A 17,455-nucleotide genomic window follows, 5' to 3' on the forward strand; every position below is an offset into this window, starting at 1 on the left:
CGACACCCCTTATTTATCCATTGGAGGCGAATAGTATCATGAAACCCCATATTATCATTATAGGCCTTGGGTCGGGCGACGAAGATCAGCTGACACTAGGTGTCTGGAAAATAATTCAAGCTGCCGACAAGCTGTATCTGCGTACGAATCAGCATCCGATGGTCCAGATGCTGACACGTAACGGAATTGCTTACGAGTCGTTTGATGCTATTTACGAAAGCTATGATCAGTTCGAGCAGGTGTATGAAGCGATAACCGCTGAGCTGCTGGTTAAGGCCAAGGCAGCTGCTTCAGCAGGTGAAATTGTGTACGCTGTACCTGGACATCCGATGGTGGCCGAAAAAACCGTCCAGCTGTTAAGGGAGCGATGTCCAGAAGCGGGCATTCAGCTGACACTGCTGGGTGGGGAGAGCTTTCTCGATCAAGCCTTCCTGCGGCTTGGCTTTGATCCAATAGAAGGCTTTCAGCTGCTGAATGGATCGGATCTGTCGTTGTACAGCCTGAATCCGCTGCTGCACACCGTCATTACTCAGGTATACGATACCCTCAGTGCCTCTGATGTCAAGCTATCGCTGATGGAATTGTACCCGGATGAGCATGAGATTGTTGTTGGACATGCCTTGGGTGTGGCGGGCGAGGAACGTATTCACCGCATCCCGCTGTATGAGTTGGACCATCTGCAGGATTTTGGCAACCTCTCCTTGGTGTGGGTACCAAGAAGCGAACAGGAAAGGCTGCGGAATCGTACCTTTGCCCGCCTGCATGAAATTGTCGATATTTTGCGGAGTCCTGAGGGCTGCCCGTGGGATCGGGAGCAGACGCATCAATCGCTGCGTAAAAACCTGATCGAGGAAGCCTATGAGGTGCTGGAAACCTTTGATGAAGAGGATACAGACCATATGGCTGAGGAACTGGGCGATTTGCTGCTGCAGGTCATGCTGCATGCACAAATCGAGGCCGAGGAAGGCAGCTTCAACGTCTGGGACGTTATCGCTGGTCTCAATGAAAAGCTGCTTCGCCGTCATCCTCATGTGTTTGGTGCTGCTCAGGCGGATAATGCCGATGAGGCCCTTGTTAATTGGAACCAGATCAAGCAGGAGGAGAAGCGCAAGAAAGGGATCGATCCCGATCAGCTTCCACTGCTTTCCGGAGTGCCTCGTGAGCTGCCTGGCCTGATGAGAGCCTACAAGCTGCAGAAGAAGGCAGCAGCTGTCGGGTTCGATTGGAGCCGGTTGGAGGAAGTTATAGCAGTCGTGGAATCAGAGCTGTTGGAGCTTAAAGAAGCGATTGCGTCTTTATCCAAAACCGAACAGCAGGAAGAACTGGGTGATCTGCTGTTTTCTGTCGTCAATCTGGCCCGATTCCTGAAAATTGAGCCTGAGGAAGCCATGAGTACAGCCAATAGTAAATTTTTTAATCGTTTTGGTTATATTGAGCAGCAGGTACGATTAAAGGGTCGGAAATTGGAGCAAACTGATTTACAAGAGATGGAAGCTTTATGGCAGGAAGCAAAAAAAATATAAAGATCGCAGGCTTTTAGCAGGATTTTCCTGAGGTATCAAGAATACATACCAATAAGCTTTATTTTGAGGAGGAATATATAACGATGAATAAAACAGATTTGATTACGAATATTGCTGAAAAAAGCGGACTGAACAAGAAAGATGTGGAAACCGTCCTGAATAACTTTTTAGGTGAAGTTACGGATGCGCTTTCCACTGGTGACAAAGTCCAATTGATCGGATTTGGTACTTTTGAAACGCGTAAGCGTTCTGGACGTACTGGACGCAACCCGCAAACGGGCAAAGAAATCTCAATCCCAGAATCGACTGTACCGGCTTTTAAAGCAGGTAACAAGCTTAAAGAAGCGGTAAAATAATGCGTCTTGATAAGTTCCTTAAGGTATCGCGGTTGATCAAACGACGGACAGTGGCCAAGGATGTATCCGACCAAGGACGCGTTTGGATCAATGACAGAGATGCCAAGCCGAGCAGTGCGGTGAAGGTCGGGGACGAGCTGAAAATCCAATTCGGACAGAAAAGTATCACGGTTCGCGTGGAACAGCTTTCCGAATCTACCCGCAAGGAAGATGCAGCCCACATGTATACACTGCTCAAAGAGGAAATGCACAAAACCGAATTATGGCAAGGCCAGAGAGACTGATCTTTCAGTCTCTTTTGTGTTCTAAATGTGGACATCCCCCCATATGTGTAGAGTATACAAGCTTTGCAGACAATCAAAGCTGATGGGAGGGATCGGTTCATGGCCATTGAGCAGGGAAAAGTGAAACGACAAGAAATCAAAATGCTCAACCGCAAGCTGCTTGAGGTGTCCGGTGTTTTAAACGTGGAGAGCTTCGATAGTGAGGAATTTATGCTGGAGACGGACTATGGCTTTCTTAGAATCAGAGGACAGAACCTGCATATCAAGAACCTTAGTTTGGAGCAAGGATTCGTCGTCATAGAGGGCTTGATAAATGAGCTGCTGTATGTGGATGCGAATGCACAGGGGAAGCCTAAGGGATTATGGGGCAAGATGTTTAAATGACGCTGGAGATGCAATTTGCCACGATGGGTACCATGCTGCTGGGAGGTCTGTCGCTCGGGGGATTGTTTGACTTGTATCGGGTGCTTGCCCATCATTTAAGGGCTCCTCGTTATGCCTACTATGTGTTGGACCTCGTATTCTGGATTATCGGGACCTTGCTTGTTTTTAAATTGCTATATGACATCAACTGGGGTCAAGTTAGACTGTTTATATTTATCGGTCTGCTGGTAGGGGTTATCGTCTATTTCTGGTTATTCAGCGGAATACTGATTAAATGTTTGCAGTTTCTTATCCGTATGGTGAAAATTGTGTTTCATTGGGTGGCACAATTGGTTAATATACTCATGATAAGACCCGTTGTGCTGCTTTTTAGAGTAATCATCATATTTTTTGGATTTTTATCGGCAATAGCTATTTTCCTGTATCAAGTTATGTTACAATTGCTATATACTGTGTGGAAAATAGTTAGATTTTTAACATTCCCACTAATAAGATATGTTCGTGCTCAAATAGGTAACAATACAACCGTTCAAACGATGGTAAAGTTCATTCGTCGGTTTTTTCATCGGACGTAGGAGGATTCTCAAACGATGCGAGCTGTCTCCATAACAAGCAACAATACGAAACCAAATAATAAAGGCTCTTTCCGCAGACGCCGCTTGGTCCTGATTGTTCTTGCTTGCTTTATGAGCTGGGCTGGCGTAACCTTGTGGAATCAGGTAAGTAAGCTTGGTGCCAAAGATGAGAGAATGAGCTCTTTGCAGCAGGAGCTGGATGAGACTCGGAAAATCAATGAAGCGACGAAGCGTGAAATTGTCCGATTGAATGATCCGGAATACGTTGAACAAAAAATTCGAAAAGAGCTGCATTATGTGAAGCAAGGGGAAACATTATTTTATGTGCCCAAAGAGCTAAAGAAATAGGTCTATGCGAGAAAGCTTTGGTTGACCGTATTGCAGCGTGTACGTTATAATCTCCATTGTTGAAGTCTTTTGTTAACTATTTAAGGGAGGAACATTTTACTTTATGGCAATTGAAGTGGGCAGCAAGCTGGAAGGCAAAGTAACAGGCATTACTCATTTTGGGGCGTTTGTTGAGCTTCCAGAGGGTGGTACAGGTCTGGTGCACATTTCGGAGATCGCAGACAACTATGTAAAAGACGTCAACGATCATTTGAAATTGAGCGACGTGGTAACCGTCAAAGTTATCAATGTCGATAAAGACGGCAAAATCGGTTTATCCATCAAGCAAGCAGTTGACAAACCCCCTGAAGCGCCAAGACCTCAACGCTACGAACGACCAGCTGGTAGTTCCAGTGGCGGCGGTATGGGTGGCAGCGGCGGAAGTGGTGGAGGCGATCGTGGCGGTCGCAGCAGCGGAGGCGGCGGTGGATTTGGAGGCCGTGGAGGCGATCGTGGAGGCCGTGGAGGTAAACCTCCAGTAGGCAAATTAACGTTCGAGGACAAGGTTTCGCGTTTTTTAAAGGATAGCGAGGAACGCATCTCTTCCCTGAAGAAGAACACGGAAGGGAAACGTGGAGGTCGCGGCGCTAGACGCGATTAAATATAGTAAGGTGATGAAGCTGTATGAGCGAATTGCTTATGCGGCTTTTTTGTTGATTGCTGTCTGATGCACCCTGTTTACAGGGCTAAACCAAGCTTGACAATCAGGCCAAGCCTGTTATATAGTCATACATGTTGTGGCGGTGTAGCTCAGCTGGCTAGAGCGTACGGTTCATACCCGTGAGGTCGGGGGTTCGATTCCCTTCGCCGCTATTGCAAGAGAACAAAAGCATCTTGCCGAGACTTGCTGTCCGGTGGGGTGTTTTTTTGCTGTTAAAGGGAAGCTGTCATACAGACGGCTTCTTTTTTGTCGGAAAAAATTATTAGTCTACCAACTGATTGTGACAAACTTTACAAAAGACTCTCGATATACTAGAAAACACTAATCAAATATGGGTGGTGTTGGCCAAGTATGTTGAAAAGTTTAGGATGGACTCAAACAGGAATGGAACGAAACCGCTGGTTTCAAAAGACAAAACAAAATGTGGTCGGCAGGTTTGCGGACAATCGATGGGTGCAATCGATAGCAGCACGAAAAGGCTCAATCCTCATACTGGGTATGGCCTTCCTGCTTGGACGAGCGATGATTCTTGATCAGCTGGCTCCGTTTGCCGTTGCATTTTTTGCTGTGATTTATTTTTTGCGCAAGGAATTGTTAGTCGGAACCGCACTTTTCTTGATTGGAGGAAGCTTGTTCTCGCAGGCGCCGGGGCATACCGGATATATGGTAGTAGCGATGCTGGTGGTACTGCTTATACAAAAAGGTATAGAGCGCTTTCAACGCTCTGACATTTCATATGCACCATTGATTGTTTTTACAGCTACCTTTTTTGTTCAGCTTTTTGCCGTATTGGCTGCTGGCAGGCTTACCTGGTATACCTTGACGATAACGGGTGTCGAATCGGTATTGAGCTTGATCCTGACGCATATCTTTTTGCAGGCAGTTCCCGTCTTTACGCTTACGCGCAAGCATTACAGCTTGAAGCATGAGGAAATTATATGTTTGATTATATTGCTCGCTTCCGTTATGACAGGTACAGTAGGCTGGTTGATCGGACCGGTTACTATGGAGCATGTACTGTCCCGTTATTTGATTCTACTGTTTGCATTGGTCGGAGGTGCGCCACTGGGGGCTTCGGTCGGAGTTATTACAGGGCTGATTTTGAGCCTGGCGAATTCATCGGCCATTTACCAGATGAGTTTGCTCGCTTTTGCAGGAATGCTGGCTGGACTGCTGAAGGAGGGACAGCGGATGGCGGTGTCTCTGGGCATGCTGCTCGGCTCTTCGATTCTATCTATCTATATCGGGAATCAGTCCGAAATATTGAATTCGACTTGGGAGTCGCTGGCTGCTGTGCTGCTGTTCCTGTTGACGCCTCGCGGGGTGCTTCTGCTGCTTGCCAAATATGTGCCGGGTACGCAGGAAAATATGAAGTCACAACATGATTATGCCAAAAGAGTACGAGATATTACTGCTGACCGTGTGGAAAAATTCTCGGAGGTATTTCGTCAGCTGTCCCGGAGCTTTAGACAAATTACAGCGGAAACAGAGCCTATGAAAAGGGAGGAAGAGATCGGTCATTTTATGAATTCTGTTGCGAACCGCAGCTGCGCCTCTTGCTGGAAGCGGGATCAGTGCTGGGACGAGAAATTTTATCAGACCTATAAGTTTATGACGGAAATGATGACAGAGGTGGAGCTTGGTCATGGGCTCAAACGTAAGGACATGCAGCCACAGTGGAAAAAGCTGTGTGTAAAGCCGGATCAGGTTGCCGAGGTCATGCAGCAGCAATACAAGCTGTATCAGAACGATCAGCATTGGAAAAAGCAGATTGTGGACAGCCGGCATTTGGTAGCCGAGCAGCTATTTGGTGTCTCCCAGGTCATGGAGGACCTGGCCAATGAGATCAAGCGCGAGGGGCAGGAGTTGTTCGTACAGGAGGAGCAGATTCGCAGCGCTTTGGAGGAGCTTGGACTCTCCATTCATAGTATCGATATTATTAGTCTGGATGAGGGCAATGTCGAAATCGAGATTATTCACCAATACACCAAAGGTTTTGATGAATGTCGAAAAATCATCGGCCCCTTGCTATCAGAAATATTGGAAGAACACATTACGGTTAAAAATGAGCAGATGCTGGAGCGTAAGGAGGGCTACAGCACGGTGGTTTTTGGATCGGCGAAGGAATATGAGATTGAAACCGGTGTCGCCGCTGCTGCCAAGGGCGGAGATGTACTGTCTGGCGACAGCTTTAGCACGATTGAACTGGGTAATGGCAAGTTTGCAGTCGCTTTAAGTGACGGAATGGGCAATGGGGAACGGGCAAGAGCCGAGAGCAGCACCGCACTTACGATTTTACAGCAGCTATTACAGTCCGGTATGGATGAACGATTGGCTATTAAATCTGTTAATTCTGTCCTGATGCTTCGATCCTCGGATGAGATGTATGCAACCGTTGATGTGGCGTTGATTGATCTTTATGATGCCCATACGACCTTCCTGAAGATTGGATCCGTACCCAGCTTTGTCAAGCGAGGCAGCGAGGTCATACCGATCACAGCCAATAACTTGCCTGTCGGGATTGTACATGAGATCGATGTAGATCTGATCAGTCTGCCGTTATATCCAGGGGATATTCTTGTGATGATGACCGATGGGATATATGACGCACCCGGACATGCAGTGAATAAAGAATTGTGGATGAAGCGAGTGCTGTCGGAAATTGATACCGAATCACCACAGGAATTTGCCGATATTTTGCTGGAGCGGATTGTTCGTTATCACTACGGGGAGATTTACGATGATATGACGGTTGTAGTAGCACGTGTGGAAAAGTACAAGCCGGAGTGGGCAACCTTCAGTTGGCCCGGGCTGCAGCGCATTGAGCGTCCAAAGGTGGTGAGCTAGGGCTATCGTTTCCCTCCATATTTGCATAAATGTTGCCTCGAATAGGATTCCTTCTTTCAACTTTCATAATGAAATAAGGAATATAGCTGCGTAGAAGAGAATCGTAGGGTATATGCCGACGATTCTTTTTTTGTGAATGTGAAGGCAGACCTGTATCAACATCCTTTCGTTGAGTTTAAGAAACTTGCAAACTGGAAAAACTAAACCTATTAATTGCAATAATAGGAGGTTAACCTGTGAAACAGATTCTTTTAATAACCGACGGCTGCTCGAATGTAGGTATTAGTCCTGTTATAGCGGCTGCGCAGGCCAAGGCTGAAGGTATAGTGGTAAATGTCATCGGATTGCTCAATGAACATGAGATTGATGAGATGGGGGCGGATGAAATCCAGGAGATCGCTCGGGCCGGAGGGGGGACCAGTCGAATTGTAACACCAGCCAAGCTGTCGCAAACGGTTCAAATGATGACCCGAAAGACGGTTGCACACACCATCCAGCAAATCGTAGGCAAGGAGCTGCAGCATATATTGGGTGATGCCAAGCTGGAGAGCCTTCCTTTGGATCAACGCGCACAGGTTGTACAGGTAATGGATGATTTAGGCGAAACGGCATCTATAAAGGTTGCGTTGCTCATTGATACAAGTGCCAGTATGAAGCAGAAGCTGTCAGCGGTCAAAGAGGCTATCTACGATTTGCAGCTAAGCCTGCAGGCACGTACAGGCAGCAGCGAAACGGCTGTATTCCACTTTCCAGGGGCAGGTGCTCATCAAGAAGAGGCACAAATGGATCTGGATTGGACACGTGACCTTGCAAATTTAAACCGTTTGTTTTATAAATTAAACATGAGAGGTACGACTCCGACGGGTCCCGCTCTTCTGAAAGTTACCGAGTTTATCATAGGCGCTCCCGCTGCCGATATATATGAAAATGGGAATTCTCGCCAGAAGGACACATTCGTGACTGGAAACGCGCCAATAGGCAAGGATGGGATATTGAGTGACTACATCGTTTGATCAAATTATACAATCCGATACCGTCCTGACCGGCAAATGGAATAAGGCCGTTTATCAGGTCGAACGTTTGCTGGGTGAGGGGGCCAATGGCAAGGTATATCTAGTTAAGCACGGTAAGCGTCAATATGCACTCAAGCTAGGGTTAGATGCGGCAGATCTTCAATCCGAGGTGAACGCTTTGAAGGTGCTGTCGAAATCAAATACATCCTTTCAAAATTATTTGTTGGATGTCGATGATTTTCATTACCAGGGTGCAGACTATCCGTTCTATGTGATGCGTTATATCAAGGGGCAAACGATTTCCGATTTTATTAGGCACAATGGTCGTGATTGGATGGGTCTGATTGGTTTGAATATATTGCGCAAGCTGGTCGAGCTGCATGAGCGGGGTTACGTGTTTGGAGATATTAAAGTACAAAATATGCTCGTGTGTGGCTACGGTGATGTCGAATTGATCGATTTTGGCGGAGTCACGGCAAAAGGACGATCGGTGAAGCAATTTACAGAAGTGTACGACCGTGGCTATTGGGGGGCCGGAACACGTTCCGCAGATGAAGGCTATGATATGTTTGCTTTTGCCGTTCTCCTCATAAGCAGCACGGAGACAGAGCAGAGAATGCATGGGATTGATAAGCTGCTGCCGCAAAATCGCAATGTCCAAATGCTGATTGATTTACTGAAGACCAATCCGATATTGGAACCTTGTATGCCTGTACTGCAAAAAGCACTGCTAGGGCATTACACAAGCTCCAGTCAGGTATTGGCGGCATGGCGGCGGTTGAAATTCCATAAGCGCTTACCTGCTTCCTCTGCTAATCGGGAGTCATGGCTGAAATTGGGGTTTACGGTCTCTCTGTTGTTCTTCGGATTAGTCGTATACTTTTACTGGACATAGCCTGGCACTAAGCCGGAAGGAGGGGGATATGGATCTAGCAGTCGATTTGGCAGCAAGAGTGGAATTTTTAATCAGGTCGGAGCAGTTATTGGTGGAAGGGGAATGCATGGTTGTAGCGGTATCGGGGGGACCGGATTCCGTAGCACTGCTGCATCTCCTTTTTACAATGTCGGAACGGTGGAATTGGCGGCTGGTCCTCGCGCACGTAAATCACGGGTTTCGCAAAGAGGAGTCGGAGCAGGAGGCTCAGTATGTGGCAAGTCTGGCGGATAAGCTTGGCCTGCCTTGTGAAGTGGCGAACTTCGATCTCCCGCAATATATCCGGGAAACAGGGAAGAATCCACAGGTTGCGGCACGTGAGCTGCGCTATCGGTTTTTATTTGAAATTGCACACCGTTATGAAGCTGCGCGTATTGTACTTGGTCATCACGCTGATGATCAGGCGGAGACGATGTTGATGAGGATGCTTCGAGGAACGGGGCCGGCTGGACTAACAGGCATCCCAATTCGTCGCTTAGAAAAAGATGTGGAACTTGTACGCCCCTTGCTTCGTATATATAAATCAGAGCTATTGGACTATTGTCATCAGCAGCGGCTTGCTTTCTATGTAGACAGTAGTAACATGGATACTAAATATTTCCGTAATGAAGTTCGCCTTGGCTTGCTTCCGCAGCTTCGTAATTACAACGATCAACTGCCGCAAGCGTTGAACCGACTATCTGTTATGATGACAGCTGAGCATGATTTCATGCATTTGCAGACCATGTCAGCTTTTGCGGAGGGGGTTAACCAGGAAAGTGATTTCTGCGAATGGTCAAGAAAATGGTTTGAAGGGCTTCATCTTGCTTTACAAAGACGTTTGATTAAACTAATATTAAATTGTCTTCTTGGTGACGCAGATTCCATAGATTTCCTAAAGCTTGAGCAAATGCGGGACGCTATTCTCGGGGACCTATCTAACCTGAGCCTACATATAGGAGGCAGCTTGGTTTTAACAAGGGAATACGATCGGATTTATGTGCATAATGATGGGGTACCACCTGCATCCTACAGCTATACGTGGGAGCAGGACATCGATAGCCTGACGATTGGAGAAACAGGAGTCAAGCTGGCATGCAGTTGGATGGAGCGTAATACGGTGGATGAGCATTGGGTTGTACCTGTTCATGATCGTAATACCGCCTGGTTTGATGCAGAGCAGCTGCAGTTTCCCTTGCAGGTTAGAAATCGCAAGGATGGAGACCGAATGAGTCTGCTTGGACTGAACGGGTCCAAAAAGGTAAAGGATATCTTCATTGATACCAAACTACCGCCTAGCTTAAGATTGCAGGTGCCGGTTGTCGTGGACGCTCAGGAGCGCATCGTGTGGCTTCCGGGGGTTCGTAGATCGTCGCATGCCTTGATTACAGGGCATACAAGATTGATGATTTGTATAAGTGCTATCATTTAATTTTATTTCAGTAGGAGGTTCTCTGTTGCAAAACGACATTCTCGAAGTACTTTACAGCGAACAAGACATTCAAGAGAAAGTTAAGGAGATGGGGGAGCTATTAAGCCGTGATTTTGAAGGGCGCAATCCGCTGGTCATCTGTGTATTAAAGGGCGCGTTTATTTTCATGTCGGATTTGGTGAAGCGAATGACAGTTCCATTGGAAATTGATTTTATGGCGGTATCCAGCTATGGACAGTCAACGAAGTCGTCAGGGGTTGTCAAGATTGTGAAGGATTTGGATGTTCCCGTTGAGGGAAGGCATATCCTCATTGTGGAAGACATCATTGACAGTGGACTTACACTCAGCTATCTCATAGATGTTCTCGAACGTCGCAATGCGTTATCGATTACGGTCGCAGCCTTATTTGACAAACCAGCGCGTAGAACGACCGATTTGGAAGCAGACTATAAAGGATTCAGCATACCGGATGCATTCGTAGTCGGGTACGGATTGGACTATGCGGAAAAGTATCGCAATCTGCCGTATGTCGGGATTTTAAAGCCGGAAGTTTACTCACATTAGCATTTCTTGTTATGCCCAGACTTGCTGTGGTACAATAAACAAAGTTGCCGTTTGAGAGGAGGTAAGGGATGAACCGAATTATACGCAATACAGGGTTTTATTTGCTCATTTTTTTGGTCACCGTCGGTATCGTTCACTTTATTAGCACACAGAATGAACAGAAAGACGTTATTAGTTACGATAAGCTCCGACAGGCCTTAGTAGAGAAAAATGTGGATTCGGTCAATGTCAAATTTGACGGATATACATACTTGGTTCGTGGGAAATATAAAAATGCGCCCTTGCCGGATAAGAAAAATTTCGAGACTCGTGCGCCCTTTGACCAAGAAGTAATCCAGATGTTTGAAAAGGCTGAGGTTCCGAACATCACGATTGAGAAAATGGAAGGTGACAATGTTTGGATTAGCTTCCTTACCTCCATTATTCCGTTCGTCATTATTTTCATCCTGTTCTTCTTTTTACTGAATAACGCGCAGGGTGGCGGCGGTAAAGTCATGAATTTTGGAAAAAGCCGCGCCAGACTATATAACGAAGAGAAGAAGCGCGTTACCTTTGAAGATGTCGCGGGGGCAGATGAAGAGAAGCAAGAGCTGGTCGAGGTTGTAGAGTTTTTGAAGGATCCTCGTAAGTTCGCTGCTGTAGGCGCAAGAATTCCTAAGGGTGTATTGCTTAATGGACCTCCGGGAACAGGGAAAACCTTGCTTGCACGGGCTGTAGCTGGTGAAGCTGGTGTTCCGTTCTTCAGCATAAGCGGCTCGGATTTTGTTGAAATGTTCGTAGGTGTTGGGGCATCGCGTGTACGTGATTTGTTCGAGAATGCCAAGAAGAACGCACCATGTATTATTTTTATCGATGAGATCGATGCTGTAGGTCGTCAGCGTGGCGCAGGTTTAGGCGGCGGACATGACGAGCGTGAGCAGACATTGAACCAATTGCTTGTAGAAATGGATGGTTTCGGAGCTAACGAAGGCATTATTATTGTCGCCGCTACGAACAGACCTGATATTCTCGATCCGGCATTACTGCGTCCAGGACGCTTTGACCGTCAAATTACGGTTGACCGTCCAGATGTCAAAGGCCGTGAAGAAGTATTAAAAGTTCATGCTCGCAATAAGCCATTAAATAAAGATGTTAAGCTGGAATCGATTGCGCGTTATACGACCGGATTTACAGGCGCTGATCTGGAGAACCTGTTGAATGAAGCTGCGTTAATCGCCGCCAGACGTAACCGTAAAGATATTTCCATGGGTGAGCTGGACGAAGCTTTTGATCGTGTGGTTGTAGGTACCCAGAAGAAGAATCGTGTTATAAGTGAACGCGAGAAACGTATGGTCGCTTTTCATGAAGCCGGACATACGATTGTCGGATATCATATTGAAAACGCCGATATGGTCCATAAGGTAACAATCATCCCAAGAGGTCGCGCAGGCGGCTATGTGATGATGCTTCCTAAAGAAGGCGAAGACAAGATGATGAATACCAAAACCGAGCTGCTTGACAAGGTAACTGGATTGTTGGCAGGCCGTGTGGCGGAAGAGTTGTTCATCGGACAAATCGGTACAGGTGCCTATAGTGACTTCCAACGTGCGACTGGCATCGTTCGCAAAATGATTATGGAGTATGGTATGAGCGATAAGCTTGGACCGATGCAGTTTGGCAATGTACAGGGGCAAGTATTCCTGGGTCGTGATTTCGGACATGAGCAAAACTACAGTGATGCCATTGCTTACGAAATCGATCAGGAAATGCAAACCATTATCCGCAGTTGCTACGCGAAAGCGAAGGAAACATTGGAGAAATATGCGGATCAAGTACGACTCATTGCCGAGACATTATTGGTAAAAGAGATTCTGGAAAAGGATGAAATTATTCAACTCATCGATAACGGCAGTCTTGATGATGCTTCCGATGTGAGAATTAATATCCAAGGCCAGGAAACAACATCAGAAGCCAATAAGCTTGATTTTGACAAACATCCAATTGAAGAAGATCCGAATAAAGAATCTTAATTTACTGCGTTATACAAGCCGGCGGCATATTCATTGCTGTCGGCTTTGTTATTGCTAACGAGTCAAAAAAACGAGAACTGGACTCAAGCAGAGGGTATACGGAACCTGCTGCCGGATGTGCGAATAATTAGTTCATTTTGCATCTATTTAAGCATTGACACAGCCTGTGATGTTGTGTAAATTAGGTGTAAATCTTTAAACTTTATGTGAACATTTTCACATATTAATATCATTAAACCAATTGCAGCTCAAGAGAAAGGGAGGGTTTCTTATGGAAGCACTGGCATTGGAACGAAAAGAAGATCAAAAGCGCGAGTTAAAAGAACGAATCCTTCAGTTAAAGAAGGAACGTAACGCTATCATATTGGCTCATTATTATCAAAGAGATGAGATTCAGGAAGTTGCTGATTTTCGCGGTGATTCCTTTCTTTTGGCGCAGAAAGCAGCTACTACCGATGCTGACGTCATTGTATTTTGTGGTGTACATTTCATGGGGGAAAGTGCAAAGATACTGGCTCCCACCAAAACCGTGCTGATTCCCGATGAACGGGCTGGCTGTCCGATGGCAGATATGGTTAATGTAGACGGTCTCCGTGCACTTAAGAAACAGCATCCAAATGCTAAAGTTGTTGCTTATATCAATACGTCAGCTGATGTGAAATCAGAAACCGATATATGCTGTACATCGGCAAATGCCATTAAAGTGATCGAGTCGGTAGATTCCGATGAAATTATTTGGGTCCCAGACAAAAACCTGGGTGACTATGTTTCCAAATTTACGGACAAAAAAATGATTATTTGGGAAGGTTACTGCAACACCCATGACATGCTGACCGTTAAAGATGTAGAAGAGATGAGAGCGCAGTACCCCAATGCCAAATTTGTCGTGCACCCGGAGTGTCGTCCTGAAGTGGTTAAACTTGGGGATTTTGTGGGAAGTACTACAGCCATTATCAAATATTGCAAGGAATCAGAGCATCAAGAATTTATAGTAGGTACTGAGGATGGAACCGGGTTTCAATTAAGAGTAGACAGCCCAGACAAAAAGTTTCATTTTGCTACCAAATACCTGGTTTGCCCTAATATGAAAGTGAACAACTTGAAAAAGGTGGTACGCTGTCTGGAAACAATGCAGCCGCAAATTTATGTACCGCCGCATATTGCCGATCAAGCCAGAGCATCCTTGGAGCGCATGCTGCTAGTGAAGTAGCATGCGTTACTCTCTTTGTAGAAGAAAGTGAGCGTACTCATGATACCACGTTATTTAGTAGACTTTGATATCAGCAAGCTGCCTCAAGTTCATACCGATGTTATGGTGATCGGCGCTGGAATCGCCGGTCTTTTTACCGCTATCAAAGCAAGTGAAAAATATAGTGTGCTGATGGTAACGAAAAAATCGCTGCTCGATAGCAACACACGTTATGCTCAAGGTGGAATCGCCGCGGTTATAGCCGATGATGATTCGCCGGATTATCATCTACACGATACTTTGGTAGCTGGAGCAGGGCTGTGCTCTCATGAGGCTGTTGATGTACTGGTGCATGAGGGGCCGGCAGGCGTCAGGGATTTGATCAAGATGGGTACGCAGTTCGATCTGGAGGATGGAGCGTTTGCACTGACCAGAGAAGGAGCTCATAGTCACCGCCGTATTTTACATGCTCACGGGGATGCAACAGGAGCTGAAATCGTAAGATCCTTATCAGAGAAAACGAAGTTGGATCCGAATATTGAGGTTTGGGATGATCATTTTGTTATAGATTTGATAACCGAAAACGGGGAGTGTCTCGGTGCGCTGGTGCAAAAGCCGAGTGGTCAAAGGGTTTTTGTCAAAGCCAACGCAACGATTCTATGTACAGGCGGAGCGGGACAATTATTTCGGTACACTACCAATCCTGATATTGCTACAGGTGATGGGATCGCAATTGCTTACCGTGCAGGAGCACTTATTCAGGATGTTGAATTCATACAATTTCACCCGACAGCACTTTGTTACCCAGGAGCACCACGTTTTCTGATTTCCGAGGCTGTTCGTGGTGAAGGCGCTATCTTGCGCAATATTACAGGTGAACGATTTATGGAGAAATACCATCCACAGCTGGAGCTGGCGCCACGTGATGTCGTGGCAAGGGCTATCGTGAATGAGATGGAGCTGACGAGATCTACATTTGTTTATATCGATTTTACGCATGAGTCGGAAGAAACGGTGAAGCATCGTTTTCCAACCATATATGAGTTTTGTCTGAACTATGGTTTGGATTTGTCTTCGGACTGGGTCCCTGTTGCACCAGCAGCGCATTATATGATGGGCGGTGTGAAAACGGATCTTTACGGTGAAACCAAGGTGGCTCGCTTGTTTGCTTGTGGTGAAGTGTCGTCAACCGGGGTTCACGGGGCTAATCGTTTAGCCAGTAATTCACTATCTGAGGCGATTGTGTTCGGTCGGAGAATTTTGGAGCGTATTGACCAATTGTCTCCTTTGACTGCGAATCCATCTGTTCAGCAAGTAACGTCTCGTAATGAACACGCCAAACAGCCAATAGTTGAAAAGAAGCTAAAGCTGCAAAAAATTATGCTGCGGTATGCAGGACTAAAGCGTGAAGCCAAAGGGCTGGAGAAAGGCTATGAAGAACTGCGTCGCCAGCTATCCATCTTTGAATCTTGTTTGAACAAGCGCGAGGATTATGAGTTTGCCAATATGCTGACATGTGCGCTATTAACAACTGAGGCTGCTTTGATTAGGAAAGAAAGCCGCGGGGGACACTACAGGGATGATTTTCCGGAGAAGGACGATCTGAACTGGAGGAAGCATACGATATTCAGTCGGGAAGACGGGATTACGGAGGAGAAGATTGATGATGTTTGAGCTGCAGATGGATATTGTAAAGAAAAACCTTCAGCTGTGGCTGGAGGAAGATATTGGCATGGGTGATGTCACGACCATGACAACCATTCCCAAGGATCATCAATCTAAAGGTATTATTCATGTCAAGGAGTCTGGAATTATCGCTGGATTGCCGATCGCAGCAGCTGTGTTTACGCTTGTTGATCCCGAGCTTCGTTTTGTAGCGAAGGTTGAGGAAGGACAGGCTGTGGACAAGGGCTGTGTGTTGGCTGTGGTGACAGGCAATACCCGACATATTTTACTGGGTGAAAGGCTCGCTCTTAATCTGATGCAGCGTTTGTCGGGCATAGCTACCCGTACCAAGCAGTTTGTCGATGCTCTGCAAGGTTTGCCGGTCAGACTCGTGGATACTCGTAAAACAACTCCAGGTCATCGGCTGTTAGAAAAATATGCAGTGCGGGTCGGAGGCGGACATAATCACCGTTTTGGTCTGTATGATGCGGTTATGATCAAGGATAACCACATTAAAGGATCAGGGGGCATAACAGAAGCAATCCGTGCTGCCCGTGCTCAGATTCCTCATACAATGAAAATCGAGGTAGAAGTTGAGAGCAAAGAGCAATTGGAAGAGGCTTTACTGGCGCAGCCTGATATCATCATGCTGGACAATATGACAACAGATCAAATGCGAGAGGCCGTTATACGCATGAAATCAGTAGCACCGCATATTCTGATAGAAGCATCAGGATCCGTCAATTTGGATACAGTCGGTACCATAGCGCAAACTGGTGTTGATGTGATTTCGGTAGGTCGATTGACGTATTCGGTACAGTCGCTCGATATCAGTCTGGATCTGAACGCGCAAAAAGGGGTGCAAGCATGATTTTGGTGATTGACGTCGGTAATACGAATATCGTATTAGGTCTTTATGACGGAAAAAACTTGCTTCATGACTGGCGACTCAGCACTAATCGTGCTTCAACGGCTGATGAGTATGGAATGACGATGTATAATTTGTTCCAGCATGCCGGAATTAAGTTAGATCAGGTGGAGGGCGTCATTATTTCTTCGGTTGTGCCGCCTTTAATGTTTGTATTGGAGCAATTGTGTTTAAAATATGTTAAGAAAGCACCTCTGATTGTGGGTCCTGGTGTAAAGACAGGCTTAAATATTCGTTACGAAAACCCTCGCGAGGTAGGTGCAGACCGGATTGTCAATGCTGTTGCGGCTATTGAGATGTATGGTTCTCCCGTTATTGTTGTTGATTTCGGAACAGCAACGACCTTTGACTACATAGATGAGGCTGGACAATATATTGGTGGGGCGGTTGCGCCTGGTATCGGGATCTCTACGGAAGCCTTATATCAGCGAGCAGCCAAGCTGCCGAGAATAGAGTTGGTTAAGCCCAAAAGCGTTGTGGGACGCAATACGGTAGCCTCTATGCAAGCAGGCATCATTTTCGGTTTTGCCGGGCAGGTTGATGGAATCGTTGATCGTATTCGCGAGGAATTTGCGACGAACCCCAAAGTTGTTGCAACCGGTGGGCTGGCTGAATTGATTTCCAAGGAGTCGCGTACCATTGAAACGACCAACCAATTATTGACCCTGCAAGGTCTGAGAATTATTTATGAACGCAACCAATAACTACAGCGATTATATACAAT

17 protein-coding genes and 1 tRNA gene are annotated in these 17,455 nt (G+C 46.3%); all 18 read left to right on the forward strand.

Annotated features, from left to right (window positions below; genetic code table 11):
• The first annotated feature begins 38 nt into the window (after window positions 1–38).
• The 18 genes from yabN (at window position 39) to OB236_RS22505 (ending at window position 17,435) form a co-directional block, all read left to right on the forward strand.
• On the forward strand, window positions 39–1,523 hold the full coding sequence (gene yabN, locus OB236_RS22420; RefSeq protein WP_262685979.1) for a bifunctional methyltransferase/pyrophosphohydrolase YabN: 1,485 nt from the start codon (window positions 39–41) through the stop codon (window positions 1,521–1,523).
• Window positions 1,524–1,606: 83 nt separating this feature from the next.
• The gene (locus OB236_RS22425) at window positions 1,607–1,879 is read left to right on the forward strand and encodes an HU family DNA-binding protein (RefSeq protein WP_076237312.1); all 273 of its coding nucleotides are present in this window, start codon (window positions 1,607–1,609) and stop codon (window positions 1,877–1,879) included.
• Window positions 1,879–2,163, forward strand: a complete 285-nt coding sequence (locus OB236_RS22430; RefSeq protein ID WP_076237314.1) for an RNA-binding S4 domain-containing protein — start codon at window positions 1,879–1,881, stop codon at window positions 2,161–2,163. The genes OB236_RS22425 and OB236_RS22430 overlap by 1 nt, the downstream gene beginning before the upstream one ends.
• A gap of 99 nt (window positions 2,164–2,262) precedes the next feature.
• Window positions 2,263–2,547, forward strand: coding sequence for a sporulation protein YabP (yabP, locus tag OB236_RS22435; protein ID WP_076237316.1), 285 nt, complete (start codon window positions 2,263–2,265; stop codon window positions 2,545–2,547).
• The gene (gene yabQ / locus OB236_RS22440) at window positions 2,544–3,122 is read left to right on the forward strand and encodes a spore cortex biosynthesis protein YabQ (RefSeq protein WP_076237318.1); all 579 of its coding nucleotides are present in this window, start codon (window positions 2,544–2,546) and stop codon (window positions 3,120–3,122) included. Before yabP ends, yabQ begins: the two co-directional genes overlap by 4 nt.
• 15 nt (window positions 3,123–3,137) lie before the next feature.
• Window positions 3,138–3,470, forward strand: coding sequence for an FtsB family cell division protein (locus OB236_RS22445; RefSeq protein WP_076237320.1), 333 nt, complete (start codon window positions 3,138–3,140; stop codon window positions 3,468–3,470).
• Window positions 3,471–3,573: 103 nt separating this feature from the next.
• A complete protein-coding gene (locus tag OB236_RS22450) occupies window positions 3,574–4,110 on the forward strand; it encodes a S1 domain-containing RNA-binding protein (RefSeq protein WP_076237322.1) in 537 nt (178 codons plus the stop codon).
• Between the two features lie 138 nt (window positions 4,111–4,248).
• Window positions 4,249–4,322, forward strand: a tRNA-Met gene (locus OB236_RS22455).
• Window positions 4,323–4,554: 232 nt separating this feature from the next.
• On the forward strand, window positions 4,555–7,017 hold the full coding sequence (spoIIE, locus tag OB236_RS22460) for a stage II sporulation protein E (RefSeq protein ID WP_262685992.1): 2,463 nt from the start codon (window positions 4,555–4,557) through the stop codon (window positions 7,015–7,017).
• Window positions 7,018–7,253: 236 nt separating this feature from the next.
• The gene (locus tag OB236_RS22465; protein ID WP_262685980.1) at window positions 7,254–8,030 is read left to right on the forward strand and encodes a VWA domain-containing protein; all 777 of its coding nucleotides are present in this window, start codon (window positions 7,254–7,256) and stop codon (window positions 8,028–8,030) included.
• Window positions 8,014–8,925, forward strand: coding sequence for a protein kinase domain-containing protein (locus tag OB236_RS22470; protein ID WP_262685981.1), 912 nt, complete (start codon window positions 8,014–8,016; stop codon window positions 8,923–8,925). The genes OB236_RS22465 and OB236_RS22470 overlap by 17 nt, the downstream gene beginning before the upstream one ends.
• Window positions 8,926–8,953: 28 nt before the next feature.
• Window positions 8,954–10,375 (forward strand): tRNA lysidine(34) synthetase TilS, encoded by a 1,422-nt coding sequence (tilS, locus tag OB236_RS22475; RefSeq protein WP_262685982.1) that lies wholly within the window; start codon window positions 8,954–8,956, stop codon window positions 10,373–10,375.
• Window positions 10,376–10,400: 25 nt separating this feature from the next.
• Complete coding sequence (hpt, locus tag OB236_RS22480; protein WP_076237333.1) at window positions 10,401–10,940, forward strand: hypoxanthine phosphoribosyltransferase; 540 nt, start codon at window positions 10,401–10,403, stop codon at window positions 10,938–10,940.
• 68 nt (window positions 10,941–11,008) lie between these two features.
• A complete protein-coding gene (gene ftsH / locus OB236_RS22485; RefSeq protein ID WP_076237335.1) occupies window positions 11,009–12,949 on the forward strand; it encodes an ATP-dependent zinc metalloprotease FtsH in 1,941 nt (646 codons plus the stop codon).
• A gap of 271 nt (window positions 12,950–13,220) precedes the next feature.
• Complete coding sequence (nadA, locus tag OB236_RS22490) at window positions 13,221–14,159, forward strand: quinolinate synthase NadA (protein ID WP_076237336.1); 939 nt, start codon at window positions 13,221–13,223, stop codon at window positions 14,157–14,159.
• A gap of 39 nt (window positions 14,160–14,198) precedes the next feature.
• Window positions 14,199–15,812 carry an L-aspartate oxidase gene (nadB, locus tag OB236_RS22495; protein ID WP_262685983.1) on the forward strand — a complete coding sequence of 538 codons (1,614 nt, stop codon included), beginning with the start codon at window positions 14,199–14,201 and terminating at the stop codon, window positions 15,810–15,812.
• Window positions 15,802–16,674 (forward strand): carboxylating nicotinate-nucleotide diphosphorylase, encoded by an 873-nt coding sequence (nadC, locus tag OB236_RS22500; protein ID WP_408638507.1) that lies wholly within the window; start codon window positions 15,802–15,804, stop codon window positions 16,672–16,674. Before nadB ends, nadC begins: the two co-directional genes overlap by 11 nt.
• Window positions 16,671–17,435, forward strand: a complete 765-nt coding sequence (locus OB236_RS22505; RefSeq protein WP_262685984.1) for a type III pantothenate kinase — start codon at window positions 16,671–16,673, stop codon at window positions 17,433–17,435. Before nadC ends, OB236_RS22505 begins: the two co-directional genes overlap by 4 nt.
• Window positions 17,436–17,455 lie beyond the last annotated feature (20 nt).

This window comes from Paenibacillus baimaensis, assembly GCF_025567575.1.

Excerpts from the sequence above, each read along its gene's own strand:
- yabN (WP_262685979.1), top strand. The coding sequence starts at position 39 with ATGAAACCCCATATTATCATTATAGGCCTTGGGTCGGGCGACGAAGAT.
- OB236_RS22425 (WP_076237312.1), top strand. The coding sequence starts at position 1,607 with ATGAATAAAACAGATTTGATTACGAATATTGCTGAAAAAAGCGGACTG.
- OB236_RS22430 (WP_076237314.1), top strand. The coding sequence starts at position 1,879 with ATGCGTCTTGATAAGTTCCTTAAGGTATCGCGGTTGATCAAACGACGG.
- yabP (WP_076237316.1), top strand. The coding sequence starts at position 2,263 with ATGGCCATTGAGCAGGGAAAAGTGAAACGACAAGAAATCAAAATGCTC.
- yabQ (WP_076237318.1), top strand. The coding sequence starts at position 2,544 with ATGACGCTGGAGATGCAATTTGCCACGATGGGTACCATGCTGCTGGGA.
- OB236_RS22445 (WP_076237320.1), top strand. The coding sequence starts at position 3,138 with ATGCGAGCTGTCTCCATAACAAGCAACAATACGAAACCAAATAATAAA.
- OB236_RS22450 (WP_076237322.1), top strand. The coding sequence starts at position 3,574 with ATGGCAATTGAAGTGGGCAGCAAGCTGGAAGGCAAAGTAACAGGCATT.
- spoIIE (WP_262685992.1), top strand. The coding sequence starts at position 4,555 with ATGGAACGAAACCGCTGGTTTCAAAAGACAAAACAAAATGTGGTCGGC.
- tilS (WP_262685982.1), top strand. The coding sequence starts at position 8,954 with ATGGATCTAGCAGTCGATTTGGCAGCAAGAGTGGAATTTTTAATCAGG.
- ftsH (WP_076237335.1), top strand. The coding sequence starts at position 11,009 with ATGAACCGAATTATACGCAATACAGGGTTTTATTTGCTCATTTTTTTG.
- nadA (WP_076237336.1), top strand. The coding sequence starts at position 13,221 with ATGGAAGCACTGGCATTGGAACGAAAAGAAGATCAAAAGCGCGAGTTA.
- nadB (WP_262685983.1), top strand. The coding sequence starts at position 14,199 with ATGATACCACGTTATTTAGTAGACTTTGATATCAGCAAGCTGCCTCAA.
- nadC (WP_408638507.1), top strand. The coding sequence starts at position 15,802 with ATGATGTTTGAGCTGCAGATGGATATTGTAAAGAAAAACCTTCAGCTG.
- OB236_RS22505 (WP_262685984.1), top strand. The coding sequence starts at position 16,671 with ATGATTTTGGTGATTGACGTCGGTAATACGAATATCGTATTAGGTCTT.